This is a genomic window from Shewanella bicestrii, from assembly GCF_002216875.1.
GTDB lineage: Bacteria > Pseudomonadota > Gammaproteobacteria > Enterobacterales > Shewanellaceae > Shewanella > Shewanella seohaensis.
The window spans coordinates 1,034,937-1,047,254 of record NZ_CP022358.1; the positions used below are offsets into that span (position 1 = coordinate 1,034,937).

The following is a 12,318-nucleotide window of genomic DNA, read 5'->3' on the forward strand; positions in this document are numbered from 1 at the left end:
TGGCCGCTCCATGACCTACTGCAATAAGTGTAGTTTGCTAATTTATAGTCTTGTTTAATTTATTTAGCAAAGGCGCAAATAGCCCTTAAAAAGAGGACCCCGGCTGGGTTAAAAAGGCGAGTTCATCGGTGGTGGATTCTCTGCCTAATATCTTGTTTCGATGAGGATAACGGCCAAATCTGTCAATGATGGCTTTGTGCCTAAGCTCAAATTCTAAATTGGCGATTGCCGCCTCTCGATTAAATAACTTTTCGGCGACCTGATGAATGACGGCCGACTCGCTATGCATGTAAGGCATAAATAAAAAGGGCACCTGTTTTGGCTTAAGTGCTTGGTCAACCTGCTGGGCGACGGCCTCTTGGGCAAGGACGAGCGCGATAGTATCGGCCTCAAAGGCGGCGGGCGTGTCGCGATAGATATTTCGGGAGAATTGATCCAGCACTATGATTTCGGCTAACCGTCCCTGAGGGGTGACGCGCCAATCGGCAAGCTCGCCCCGCTTGGCTTGTTTAAGCAAGTCTTCAAAACGGGACTGGATAAGGGCGTCAAACTCACGGTCTTTAATCCACCAAGATTTAGGTGAGATTTCCTCAAACCAGAAATGCAGCACTTGCTCCGCAGTAATAATGTGGCTCATCGCTTGCTCCCATCGATTGACTCCTTTTAGAAATAACAGCGATGAGGGGATAAACACAAGTCAATGATGCAAAATTGTTCAATATTGGTGGGTGTAGCGCTGTAAACTCTGCATAATAATTTGCGCTGAGGCTATTTCTTATTCACTGAATATCAAGTAGTTTTATTGTCTCTTGGTTAATTTTTGGATCGTTCCTCTATGCCCCTAGAAGTTGCAGCCACTCAATCGATGTCGAAACAGCATAAGGCATTTTTGCGTAAGCTATATTTAGCGCATTTAATGGATGATGAACGACACAACCTTTTATCACTCAATAAGTTAACTGGAATGCCGCGGCGCACGCTGCAGGATTCTATCGCCGCATTTGAAGATATTGGCATTCGAGTCGAGTTTGTGCAGGACGGCAGTCGTAACAATGCGGGTTATTATCGTATCGTTACTTGGGGGCCCATCAGCAGCGCCTGGGTTGATACCCATGTCGATGAAATTGCGGCAATTATTGGTGTTAATGCCTCGAGCGAAACCTTGGCGTGAAAGAGCGCGGATTTTGGTTCGACACTGAGGCTAAGTTAACTCAACGAGCCGTTTTACCGCCCTTAGCGCAGGATATCAGCGCCGATGTTGCCATTATCGGTGCGGGGTATTCCGGACTTTGGACGGCCTATTATCTAAAACAATACCAGCCAAATCTGTCAGTGGTTATCCTTGAGGCCGAATGCATAGGCCAAGGTGCATCCGGTCGAAATGGCGGTTGGTTGATGGGCTGTTTCAGTGGCGATGTCGCCTATCTCAATCGGCTCGAGGGCGAGCAGCGCCTTAGCGCTAAAGCCATTATTCAAGCAACTATTTCTGAAGTGGCAACAGTTTGCGCCAAGCATCATATCGACTGTGATTTACACCACGGCGGTAACCTGCGGGTGGCGGCGCGTTATCCCGAGCAATTAGTCAATATTAAAGCCGAATTAGCGCAGTGGCGCGCAGAAGGTTTTGGTGAAGAAGATATTCGTTGGCTGGATAAGACTGATCTCGATAAGCAAGTGTCTATGGCCGAGGGCCAAGCGGCACTTTTTACTCCCCATTGCGCGCGAATACATCCGGCGAAACTCGTCTGTGGTTTGGCTGACTTGGTGCAAGGCTTAGGGGTGAAGATCTACGAGCACACCCCAGTAAATCACATGGCGCATCTTGGTGATGCACAAACCCTATTGCAAACACCAAAGGGACGAGTTCGTGCGGCGATTGTGGTGCCCGCAGTGGAAGGTTATCTGCGTCAGCTCAGTGGACTGGGGCGATTTACCTTACCCGTGCAGAGTCTACTTATCGCCACCGAGCCGTTAACGGATGCCACATGGGATGCAATTGGCTTAGCCAATCGCGCGACCTTTAGTGATGCCAGCCGCATAGTGACTTATGGCCAGCGTAGCCCTGATAATCGGCTGATATTTGGTGCCCGTGGCGGCTATGGCTTTGGCGCAAAAATACGCACCGAATTTGGTTTTGACCCTAAACTGTTTAATGGGAAATTTCCTGCAAATCAAAGCCCACCTCAGCGTGCCTTCGAGGGCGAATTTGGCTTTCGTTATCAATTATTATTGGCGTTATTTCCACAACTTAAGGGCGTGCAAATTACCCATGGTTGGGGCGGAACGTTAGCCTTGGCGAGGCGTTTTGCTCCCCATGCCATTTTTGATAAGAGCCTGGGTTTAGGTCTGATTGGCGGCTATGGTGGGGAAGGTGTCGGGGCGGCAAATCTATTTGCCCGCACGCTGGTGGACCTGATATTAGGGCGTGATACACAGCTTGTGTCTATGCCTTGGGCGTTTGATGCTCCAGTCCAACAGGTATTAGCACCCTGGGAGCGCGAGCCTTTACCTTGGCTCGCATACCATGGCATGAATAAGATTTTTGCGTGGGAAGATAGGCTCTACAGTCAGCCAAAGAGTGCGGCTTGGCAAAAAGGCTTAGCTAAGCGGATCGCGAATCGATTAGAAGGCTTAATGAGTTAATCTACTTATAAACCAGTGAGTTAATCTGGCCATTACCGATTTATTTTTATTCACAGACGATAACTACTTTGATGATCCGATTATGTTAACCGAACAGTTTTTTCTACAGGGCCGCTTTAAGCTGGAGACCATTCCCCATGAAATGCGCATGTCCCATTGGGTATATGCGCCGAGAGTAACCGACACGCAAAGCGGGCAAGTGCTGCTCGACCTTGTCGGCCAATGCTGGGATTGTCAGTCTGCCATTGAGCGGGACAATACGCTTTGTCTAACACTCGATGGCTACCCCGACAGAGCCAACTGGCTCGAGTTGGCCTTTTTACCCGAGACGGGGCGAGTCCAGCTAAAGGCTGGCAATATCAATGCTAAGGCGCTAATTGCACAAGCGTTTTTGCCTCAGGAGCTGACTAGCTACCTTGATAGGTTACGCGCGAATATCCTCAGTTAAAGGAAGATATAAGCCCCAAAGCCCAGCCAACTGAGGAGTAACAAGGCGATGGCTGCCCAAGCAACAGGAGTAAATTGAGTCTGCGGCAGCGAAAAATCTTCGCCGTCATCCATCTCGTCGGCCGCGCTGGCTTGTTGGTTTCTAGCTCTTAGCTGTTGTTTTCTTAGTTTATCGCGCTCACGGGCCTTGGCTTTTTGGCGTTTTTTGTATTCGGCAATGCCTTTTTCAATCCCCTGCGCGATAAGCTTAGTCTGTTCCTTCGTTTGCCCCGGTTTTTGCGTGGCTTTGGCAATGCTTAAGGCGTCTTGCTGTGTCTCTGTGGAAATCGTGGTTTTCATCTGCTCAATGTCATGGCGATATCGATTGGCCCGATTATACCCTCAACTTTAAGTGAAAAAGCTTAGCGAGTTTGATTTCGGATTAAAAAATCAATGGATAACCGCCCTGTGGTGCAGGAATAAACTCAGGTTCATAATCCCACACCTGCCGAATTATCTCGGCCGATAAAGCTTCCTTTGCCGAGCCTTCACTGACGATTTCACCCTGCTTGAGGACGATAACTCTATCGCTGTAACGGGCGGCCTGATTGAGATCGTGTAGTACCACAATCACTGTGTAGGCGTGCTTGTGGGCGAGATTTTTTGCCAGCGCTAATACCTTGTGTTGCTGCGCCAGATCCAGTGCCGAGGTAGGTTCATCGAGCAGTAAAATCGGCGGGAAAGGAGATTGGCTCAACTGAGTTAATACCCGCGCCAGTTGCACCCTTTGTTTTTCGCCGCCCGAAAGGGTGGGGTAACTACGCTGTGCCAAGTGCAATATCTCCACCTCAGTGAGCCATTTGGTCACGAGATTCTGTCCCGCCTGTTGGCTCAGCGTGAGCGGATACAGGCCCATGGCGACCACTTCATTCACCTTAAAGGGAAAGGTTAAACTCGCGTGCTGTGGTAGCACCGCGAGCGATTTTGCCAGTTCAGCCCTTGGCCAATCAACAAGCGGGCTGTGTCCAAGCCGGATGCTGCCGCGCGCGGCGGGGATCTCTTGGCACAGTGCCTTTAACAGTGTGGACTTACCCGCGCCATTCGGCCCTAAAAGTGCGGTGACACTGCCCGGTTGAAATTGCACACAAATGTCTTTTAACACCGCCTTATCGCCGATAGCGTAGCTGAGTCTATCAACGCTTAATTGGGTACGTTCAAAATGTTGTTTAGCGACGGGCGCAGCCGATAAGCTCATAGCCATGGAGTTCTCGCTTAGATTAATTTGCTGCGTTGTTGCAGGAGTAAAAAGATAAAGAATGGTGCGCCAATGAGCGCTGTCACTAAGCCAACGGGGAGTTCCGCAGGGGGTAAAAAGGCGCGCGCGCCAATATCGGCAAGTGCCAACAAGGCGGCACCTAACAGAGCGCTCATGGGGAGGAGACGTTGATGATCTGGCCCCAGCAACATACGCACTAAATGGGGTACCACTAAGCCAATAAAACCGATAATGCCCGTTGCCGCAACACTGACGCCGACCCCTAAGGCGCAGAGCAGTATGAGTCTCAGCTTGAGTGAATCAACATCAATCCCTAAATGCCTAGCCTCGGCTTCACCGAGTAGCAGGGCATTAAGCGCCTTAGCATCACGATTAAATTGCCAGCTGAGCAGTGCCAGCACGACTAAACACAAGCCCACATATTGCCATTGTGCGCCGGCAATACTGCCCATTTGCCACAGGGTTAAGTCCCTGAGCGCCATATCATTGGCTAAATAGGTGAGCACACCAATCCCAGCTCCGGCGAGCGCGGCAACGGCGACACCTGATAAGAGCAATAACACGACCGATGTGCCTAAAGCGCTGCTGGCAAGACGATAGACGATAAGAGTAGTGATTAAACCAGAGGCAAAAGCACTGACAGAAATCATGACCGATTCGGCGTGGGGGAATAGCACTATGCAGATGGCCGCACCTAATGCCGCGCCGGATGACACGCCAATAATCCCTGGATCCGCCAAGGGGTTACGAAACAACCCCTGCATCACCGCACCGCATTGGGCCAACATAGCCCCAACGGCAAGGGCGAGTAAGGTGCGAGGTAAGCGGACATTGCTGACAACCAGTTGCTCGTGGGGCGCGAGATTGCCAATATTTTGTTCCGTGGCCCAATTAAATACCGCGCTGAGGGAGTCGATAAGGCTGATATTCACTGGCCCAACACTGACGGAAAGCAAGCTGCTGAGGAGTAGCAGCATTGCCATGGTGGGCCATAGCCAGCGAGGTTGTAACATACTCATCAGCTCTAACATTATTGATCTTGCTTGAGCAAAGTGGCGGCCAAGTCTTCAGCCGCTCCGATAGCGCTAATGCCTAATCCGCCGAGTAAGGCTTGCGGCGCAAGGGTTTGGATATGGCCATTTTTGCCTGCGGGAGTATGGGCGAGTAATGGCATTTCCTTTAACAGTGCTTGCGCGGTTTGTTCATCCGTTTGTGGATCGCTTTGCTCGCTGCGCTTAGAGAGTAAAATCACATCGGGCTGGAGTGAGAGTATGCCCTCTTGGGATAGACTCTTGTAACCTTCAAAGTCGGCAATATTTTTCGCCCCCGCGAGCGCGATAATGGTATCGGCCGCAGTGCCTTTACCGCCGACGCGGGCGCCGCGTCCTTCCTGTAATAACATAAACAGGATTTTCGGCTGGGTCTGCTGTTGGCTCAATTGCTGTTGCTGTTTATTTAGTCCTTCAAGTTTTTGATGTAAATCTTGTTTTAACTGTGTTGCTTGGTCTGTGCGTTTTAGTAGCTGAGCGAGGGTATCAATATTGGTCATCAGCTGTTTCTCATCGGCACTGGAGGGTAACTTCACCACCTCAATCTTGGCCTGTTTGAGCACATTGAGCGTGGTTTCTGGCCCCATCACCTCAGAGCCGATAACTAGAGTTGGTGACAACGCCATAATGCCCTCGGCCGACAGCATTCTGTGATACCCCAATTTGGCAATCGATGCCAAGTGCTCGGGAAGGTAGCTGGTCGAATCCACCGCAACCAGCTCGTCGGCGGCATCGAGGGCAAGCACCAACTCTGTCACTCCAGCGCCCGCACTAACCAGTTTTATCTCCTGTGATAAGGCATTGGTCGAGAACAAGGCTGCGAACGTTGAGAGGGTGAGCGCTTGGAAAAATAGCCGCCACTGATTGACTGATTGATTGGCATGACGATTGGCTTTAAACAACATGGGTAAACTCCTACTTCATCTGTGTGCAAGGCAGACAAAAAGTACTGCCAAGGTAAATAGTTTCGAAAATGTTCAGCTTTAACCTAAGCGATTAATGCTCCATCAAAATTTGCGTCTGGCTGATGGCATTGCCCTGTAAGAGCGCTAACAGCTGCATTAAAGGTTCTACCGGCGCGGCTTTATCTGCGGCGATAATGATACTGGCCTGAGGATGGTGTTTTAGCTGTTCTTCAAATGCCAAACTGAAGGCGCTTAAGTCGGAATAGGTCTCACCGTTTAGCGCCCAGTGGGGAGCGCTTGCCATAATATTGATGGCGATGGATTGTTTCGGTTCGACGGCCGAGATCGCGCTGCTTGGGCTTTGCGGCACTTCCACGGGTAAACTCATCAAACGGCTATTGGCGGTGAGCAACAGAAACACTAAGACGATAAAAATAATGTCAATCAGTGCCGTAAGATCGATACTCGGCAGGGGTTCTAAGGCCGAGATCCCCGCTTGAGGTAATGAGGCTCTATCGGCACTGATCATGGCTGTGACTCAAGTTGAGTGTTAGATGCGGGTTTAGCGCGATTAACGTCGGCAAAAGCCTGATAGTGATTCTGCTCGAGGGCGATATGTTCAACCCCAGATAGCCACAAATTGAGCTGATTCAGCACATGACTTACTTTTACGCACTGACTATGGGCCCAGATCCCAAACAAATGGGCGGCGGTAATGGTCGGCACCGCAATAATCAGGCCCGCTGCCGTGGTGTTCATCGCCAGTCCAAGCCCTGCACTGAGCTGTGCTGGTGTGACTGGGCCTTGTGATTGCCCTAACTGGGCAAACATTTCAATCAGCCCCAGTACCGTCCCCAATAAACCGAGCAATGGGCTAATAATCCCAATCACTTGCAGTAACTTGAGACCCGCTTGTAAGTCCCTTTGCTGTTTGTTCAGCCACAGACTCAGTAATTCTTCTCTGAGCTGCTTCGGCTTATCAGCTTGTTTTAGCAGTAAATTGGCGCCTCTTGTCAGTAAGTCCTGCTGACGGCTGGTGCTATCGATAAGCGCTTGAATGGTTTCACTGCTGGCCTTGGCATCGGATTGACGTAGCGCTTTCACCCAAGCCTGTTTTTTGGGGGACATAGATGCAAAGGATTGCTGTAAAAACAAAGCACTACGTTCGAGACAAATCATTAACGCGAGAAAGGCGCAGATAAGTAGCGGCCAAGTCAGGGCGCCGAGTTGAGCCTGTAGGGTGGAAAAGTCAGTCATGGGCAATTGAGCCTCTTAGGTCAAATTCGTTATCTAATAATGGGTTATCAAGCTATCAGCGATAACTGGAATGCTGCGGCTAGGGACGTTCAATTTAAGGCGAAGCGAATAGGTACTTTCACCTTGTAATGGCTGGCCAGTTTGTTGGTGGGAGCTTGAAATTCCCAGGTCTCAACCGCCTCTAATGCCGCTTGATCTAGCAGCCCAACGCCTGAGCTTTTCACTAAGGTGAGGGCGAGCTGTTGTCCAAATTCGTTAAACATCACTTCTACCGTCGCTGTGCCTTCAAGCCCTTTTTTACGTGCCATGCGTGGATAGGTGGGTTGCGGCGGTTTACTGGCAAAAGTTGGCGTCGCCAGTTCAATAATCTCGGGGGTGGCGTTGCTGCTCTCGCTGGCACTGGTGGACGTCATATTGGTGTTGTTAATGGCGGCATTATCTTGAGCCTTGATTTCTGCCATTTGCGACAACACTCGATCAGAATGTTTTGAAATCTGTTCAGTTTCTTTTCGATGCTGAGTATTAGCGGCCATAAGCGGCATAGCCGTTGTCGGATCAGCTTTCGAAGATGTGTTTGGCGCAGGCTTGTTCTTTCCATCAGATTGAACCGTTCGCGGCTTAGCTGTGGTTGGTGCGGGTGCTTGCCTTTCCATTTCTGCTGTTAGCGTTTCAGTTGGTTTTGGCGCCGTTTGGGGCTTACTGGTTTTAGACGAGCTGGTATGAGGCACATTTGTGGAGGTTGTATCCACGGGAGCGATATTCGCTGGCGTACTTTTTACTGCAGATATGGCCGCTAATTTTTCTGCTGCACGAGGTGCTGCAAAGCTTAAGGTAACCGCTTTATTTGCTTCATTGAATGCGGCCATTTGAGTCGATTCATTGAGGCTACTTGGTAATGGCATAGCAGGCTGCGATGCAATCACACCCGTTTGGATTGCAACGGTTAATGCGCCAAAAACCAGATATCGTTTCGGTGTCACAGTACGCCTTCCAAGTTCAAAAAACAGTCTCTCATCAATCAATGCTAATTAAGATACATAAATACAATTGAGATCGCAAATGATAATGATTTCTATTTGATCAATTTTCCAATCTCAGTTAGAGTGCCAGCAATTACGAAAATGGATGCTCGAAAATGCAGCAGTTCGACCTAGGTTGACGGACTAACCACAAATGGTCGATTCGAATTCTAATCGATTAATATTATTGATGATTTGAGGATGTAACCATGAAAAAGAAGCCGTTAGTTATCGCCGTTGCGATCGCATTAACGACTACGGCGCTAAGTTTTACGTTAGCGGCTGAAGAAGGTGTAACTGCACAGCAAAAGGAAAAAAAGCCGGGAGTAGTCGAGACTGAGTTTGACGAAGTTTTAGTAAGCGCGACACGCTTGAGTGAAAAAGTCTCCCAAACGAGCCGCAGTGTCGCCGTTGTGAGTGAAGAACAGCTCAATGTGGCTCAGGCATCATCGGTTGCTGAAGCATTAAAAAATGAAGCTAACATCACTTTAACCAATGGGCCGAGAGCGACGTCTCAAGGGGTTGAGATCCGTGGCTTAAGCGGCGATCGCGTATTACAAACCATTGATGGCGCAAGACAGAATACCAGTTCAGGTCACCGTGGTTCTTACTTTATGGATCCTGAATTACTCAAATCAATTGAGGTGATTCGCGGTCCTGCCAGTAGTCTCTGGGGAAGTGGTGCCATCGGTGGTGTGGTGGCGCAGAATACTAAATCGGCTCAAGACTTCTTGGCCCCTAACGAAACCTTCGGTGGCTATCTAAAGCAAGGCTATGACACCAATGGCGATCGCACTAAAACCAGCACTGCCGTGTATGGCCAACAAGATACTATTGATTGGTTAATCAATGGATCTTACTTCGACTCCAATAATATCAATACGGGGAATGACGAAACTTTAGCAAATAGTGCTTCTTTGGGGAGCAACGGTTTGGCTAAGTTTGGATGGCAAGCCGATGAGGATTCACGCTTAGAGTTATCGGCAAGAGTTGGCAAGATTAATGAACTGGTGCCGAGTAATCCTTCCGCCGCGGTGAGCAGTTCGGTGCCTTTAGTGCGTCGTAAAACGGACGATCAAAACGTCACCCTTAATTACAGCTTGGCGCCGGCAAATAATCCGTATTTGGACGCCAAAGCCCAAGTCTATTGGAATAGCACGGATTATGACGAAGACAGGGTGACCAAAGGTCAATTCGATAGCACCGAATACCGCACCATCGGGATTAATCTCAACAACAGTTCGCAGTTGGGTAACACTAAGTTGACCTATGGTGTCGATGGTTATCGCGATACCCTTAAAACCGTTAGAGACGACAAAGGCCAAGTGGGGCAACGCCCAGGGGATATTGATGGTGAGACCACAGTGTGGGGTGCCTTTACCCGTGCCGATATTCAATTAACGCAAACCGTTAATCTCGACGCCGCCTTACGTTATGACAGCTTCAAAAACGAGAGTCACAATCTCAATGCCTCTGCGGATGACAATGAGTTATCGCCTTCGCTGGGTTTGAGTTGGCAGGCTCAGCCGTGGCTAACCTTAAGTGCCCGTTACGATCAGGCTTTCCGTGCGCCGACGGTCGAGGAAATGTTTTCTACCGGAACCCATTATTGCATTCCGCCGATCCCCGGTTTTTTACCCCAAGGTCTGTGTAATACCTTTGCGACGAATCCCAACTTAAAGTCTGAAGTCGCCCGCAATAAAGAACTGAAAGCCGATTTTCGTTTCAACGACTTAGCTGGAGATGATGAGCTGGCTTTCACCGTAAACATCTTCCGTAACGATGTGGACGATTTTATCGTTCAGCAAGTCTCCAATCCGTTAATGGGGATCCCAGGATTTGAGCAAACGACCTCATGGAATAACGTGGAAGATGCGCAGTTAACTGGGTTTGAGCTCAGCGGCCGTTATCGCATTGGTCAGACACGGCTGGCGATGAATTACGGTCAGACTCGTGGTGAAGACCGAAAGACTGGCGACTATATCGAAGGTATGCCCGCCAATAAGTTTAACGTCGATCTTTCCCAAGGCATCATGGAAGGCGATATGAAACTCGGCACCCGAGTGACCTATGTCGCCAGCCAATCCAATACGCCCGAAGGTTATCGCGTGGCTAAGTATGACGACTACACCCTGTGGGATGTGTACCTCGCCTGGGAGCCAGCGATGGGGGCTATGTCTGGCCTGAGAGTCGATTTCGCCATTGAAAACATTGGTGACGAGAAATACCAACAGGCATGGCAGACCCTGTATCAACCTGGCCGCAATATGAAGTTGTCAGCACGTTACATGTTCTAGGCCCAGCTTTAGGAGACGCAAATGACACAGACAATCGACACAGAAATTGCTCACCCGAGCCATCAAATCGATGCCGACTCGCAGTCAATGTTAAGGCTGCGCTTTGTCAGCCAGCCCGATTTAATGCCTGCACAACTGGCGAGTGAATCAGGGATTGCCGAGCTTGATGTGGTCGCAGCACTGCCGCAAGCGCAGCGGGTGTTTTTACCTCTAACACAAATCGATGAACTGCTGCAGAGCTTGCCCGAGTGGGGACCTCTGACCACGATAGTGATGCTCTCGGGCAGTGTGTTTGAATTTAAAGGTGATTTCCCTCAAGGGAAATTTGCCCATGGTTACTACAACCTCTACAGCAAAGGCGATGGTCTTCATGGTCATCTCAAGCTGGATAACATGCGAGCTATCGCCTTAATCAGCAGACCGTTCAGGGGCAGCGAGAGCCATTCGATTAACTTTTTTGGCCCTCAAGGCGAGGTGGTATTCAAAGTTTATTTAGGACGAGATAAGCAAAGAGTGCTTTTTCCTGAGCAAGTTCGCCGTTTTAAAACGCTAGCGGGCACCTTTGCTACTCAATAGTCACCGACATAATTTATTAAGGTATCCAATATGAAGCCTGAAATCTCCGAGCAAGAACAACGTTTAAGGGACAAACTGTTACCCGAAATTGAGGCCTTTAAACAGCAGCGCCATACTTTGCAACTCGCCACAGTGGATGCGGATGGGCAACCCAATGCCAGTTACGCGCCATTTGCCTTAGCTGACGATGGTTTTTACATCTTAGTGAGTGACTTAGCCCGCCACGGCCACAACCTTAAACAGTCGACCAAAGTGTCTGTGATGCTGGTGGAGGATGAAGCCGAAGCTAAGTCGGTATTCGCCCGTAAACGCCTCACTTTCGATGCAATCGCTCAAGCGGTTGAGCGCGATACGCCCTCGTTTAGCAAAGGAGTCAGCCTGTTATCAAAACGCTTTGGCGACATGTCCGATAACCTCGCGGCACTGATGGACTTTAATCTGTATAAGTTAGCGCCCCATCAGGGATTGTATGTGAAAGGTTTTGGCCAAGCTTTTAGTCTGACGGGCAGTGAATTACTAGATGTTAACTGGAAGCGAGATGGTCACCATGGCACGCCTAAAGCGCCCGAAGATATGCAAGTAGCTTAAGCACTCGAGTCTTAAACATCAGTGTCTTGAAAGCTTGACCGACTCAAGGTAAAAGCATAAACCCGCTATCTAAGCGGGTTTATTGTTATATTCCTCAAGGCATTTTTACTTTTGCCATCAGCCTTTGCTATTGCTGGCTTTGCAGCGACGCCTTGCTAAAGTCACTTTGTTTATCCTTAGGGCTTTCGGGTATGCTTTGTTGATACTCGCATGTGCTAAGGTTGATGGGCAAAGGATATCAATAGTGAACAAACCGCTAACTGAGCCTACAGAATCGAGTAC

The 12,318-nt window shown here is 49.4% G+C and carries 14 protein-coding genes; 6 read left to right on the forward strand and 8 right to left on the reverse strand.

Annotated elements, in window-relative coordinates:
• Positions 1-85: 85 nt before the first annotated feature.
• Entirely contained in the window at positions 86-637 is a 552-nt protein-coding gene (locus CF168_RS04525; protein WP_089067122.1) for a DUF924 family protein, read from the reverse strand.
• Positions 638-835: 198 nt separating this feature from the next.
• Between CF168_RS04525 and CF168_RS04530 the strand changes: the two genes are divergently transcribed.
• The 3 genes from CF168_RS04530 to CF168_RS04540 all read left to right on the forward strand — a co-directional run bounded on the left by CF168_RS04530 (position 836) and on the right by CF168_RS04540 (position 3,091).
• Entirely contained in the window at positions 836-1,171 is a 336-nt protein-coding gene (locus CF168_RS04530) for a winged helix-turn-helix domain-containing protein (RefSeq protein ID WP_011621673.1), read from the forward strand.
• Positions 1,168-2,643, forward strand: a complete 1,476-nt coding sequence (locus CF168_RS04535; protein ID WP_089067123.1) for an NAD(P)/FAD-dependent oxidoreductase — start codon at positions 1,168-1,170, stop codon at positions 2,641-2,643. The genes CF168_RS04530 and CF168_RS04535 overlap by 4 nt, the downstream gene beginning before the upstream one ends.
• An 82-nt stretch (positions 2,644-2,725) precedes the next feature.
• Positions 2,726-3,091 carry a hypothetical protein gene (locus CF168_RS04540; RefSeq protein WP_164717890.1) on the forward strand — a complete coding sequence of 122 codons (366 nt, stop codon included), beginning with the start codon at positions 2,726-2,728 and terminating at the stop codon, positions 3,089-3,091.
• Here the strand turns inward: CF168_RS04540 and CF168_RS04545 are convergent.
• From CF168_RS04545 to CF168_RS04575, 7 genes are all read right to left on the reverse strand, one after another.
• Complete coding sequence (locus CF168_RS04545; protein ID WP_086902707.1) at positions 3,088-3,429, reverse strand: DUF2956 domain-containing protein; 342 nt, start codon at positions 3,427-3,429, stop codon at positions 3,088-3,090. The genes CF168_RS04540 and CF168_RS04545 overlap by 4 nt on opposite strands.
• Positions 3,430-3,511: 82 nt before the next feature.
• On the reverse strand, positions 3,512-4,330 hold the full coding sequence (locus tag CF168_RS04550) for a heme ABC transporter ATP-binding protein (protein ID WP_089067125.1): 819 nt from the start codon (positions 4,328-4,330) through the stop codon (positions 3,512-3,514).
• An 11-nt stretch (positions 4,331-4,341) separates the two neighbouring features.
• The gene (locus tag CF168_RS04555; protein WP_089068898.1) at positions 4,342-5,358 is read right to left on the reverse strand and encodes a FecCD family ABC transporter permease; all 1,017 of its coding nucleotides are present in this window, start codon (positions 5,356-5,358) and stop codon (positions 4,342-4,344) included.
• A gap of 17 nt (positions 5,359-5,375) precedes the next feature.
• Positions 5,376-6,299 carry a hemin ABC transporter substrate-binding protein gene (locus tag CF168_RS04560; protein ID WP_089067126.1) on the reverse strand — a complete coding sequence of 308 codons (924 nt, stop codon included), beginning with the start codon at positions 6,297-6,299 and terminating at the stop codon, positions 5,376-5,378.
• 91 nt (positions 6,300-6,390) lie between these two features.
• Positions 6,391-6,828: an ExbD/TolR family protein gene (locus tag CF168_RS04565; RefSeq protein ID WP_089067127.1), complete on the reverse strand. Its 438-nt coding sequence runs from the start codon at positions 6,826-6,828 to the stop codon at positions 6,391-6,393.
• Positions 6,825-7,562, reverse strand: a complete 738-nt coding sequence (locus CF168_RS04570) for a MotA/TolQ/ExbB proton channel family protein (RefSeq protein WP_167373554.1) — start codon at positions 7,560-7,562, stop codon at positions 6,825-6,827. Before CF168_RS04570 ends, CF168_RS04565 begins: the two co-directional genes overlap by 4 nt.
• Before the next feature lie 83 nt (positions 7,563-7,645).
• Positions 7,646-8,536 (reverse strand): energy transducer TonB, encoded by an 891-nt coding sequence (locus CF168_RS04575; protein WP_240520060.1) that lies wholly within the window; start codon positions 8,534-8,536, stop codon positions 7,646-7,648.
• Between the two features lie 248 nt (positions 8,537-8,784).
• Between CF168_RS04575 and CF168_RS04580 the strand changes: the two genes are divergently transcribed.
• The 3 genes from CF168_RS04580 to hutZ are packed head-to-tail and all read left to right on the forward strand — an operon-like array spanning position 8,785 to position 12,036.
• On the forward strand, positions 8,785-10,872 hold the full coding sequence (locus tag CF168_RS04580) for a TonB-dependent hemoglobin/transferrin/lactoferrin family receptor (protein ID WP_089067129.1): 2,088 nt from the start codon (positions 8,785-8,787) through the stop codon (positions 10,870-10,872).
• A gap of 21 nt (positions 10,873-10,893) precedes the next feature.
• Positions 10,894-11,448, forward strand: coding sequence for a heme utilization cystosolic carrier protein HutX (hutX, locus tag CF168_RS04585; RefSeq protein WP_089067130.1), 555 nt, complete (start codon positions 10,894-10,896; stop codon positions 11,446-11,448).
• A gap of 30 nt (positions 11,449-11,478) precedes the next feature.
• Positions 11,479-12,036: a heme utilization protein HutZ gene (hutZ, locus tag CF168_RS04590; protein ID WP_089067131.1), complete on the forward strand. Its 558-nt coding sequence runs from the start codon at positions 11,479-11,481 to the stop codon at positions 12,034-12,036.
• The last annotated feature ends 282 nt before the right edge of the window (positions 12,037-12,318 follow it).

Coding starts and splice junctions, on each gene's coding strand:
- hutX (WP_089067130.1), top strand. CDS start 10,894: ATGACACAGACAATCGACACAGAAATTGCTCACCCGAGCCATCAAATC.
- CF168_RS04545 (WP_086902707.1), bottom strand. CDS start 3,429: ATGAAAACCACGATTTCCACAGAGACACAGCAAGACGCCTTAAGCATT.
- CF168_RS04525 (WP_089067122.1), bottom strand. CDS start 637: ATGAGCCACATTATTACTGCGGAGCAAGTGCTGCATTTCTGGTTTGAG.
- hutZ (WP_089067131.1), top strand. CDS start 11,479: ATGAAGCCTGAAATCTCCGAGCAAGAACAACGTTTAAGGGACAAACTG.
- CF168_RS04555 (WP_089068898.1), bottom strand. CDS start 5,358: ATGTTACAACCTCGCTGGCTATGGCCCACCATGGCAATGCTGCTACTC.
- CF168_RS04530 (WP_011621673.1), top strand. CDS start 836: ATGCCCCTAGAAGTTGCAGCCACTCAATCGATGTCGAAACAGCATAAG.
- CF168_RS04560 (WP_089067126.1), bottom strand. CDS start 6,299: ATGTTGTTTAAAGCCAATCGTCATGCCAATCAATCAGTCAATCAGTGG.
- CF168_RS04580 (WP_089067129.1), top strand. CDS start 8,785: ATGAAAAAGAAGCCGTTAGTTATCGCCGTTGCGATCGCATTAACGACT.
- CF168_RS04550 (WP_089067125.1), bottom strand. CDS start 4,330: ATGGCTATGAGCTTATCGGCTGCGCCCGTCGCTAAACAACATTTTGAA.
- CF168_RS04540 (WP_164717890.1), top strand. CDS start 2,726: ATGTTAACCGAACAGTTTTTTCTACAGGGCCGCTTTAAGCTGGAGACC.
- CF168_RS04565 (WP_089067127.1), bottom strand. CDS start 6,828: ATGATCAGTGCCGATAGAGCCTCATTACCTCAAGCGGGGATCTCGGCC.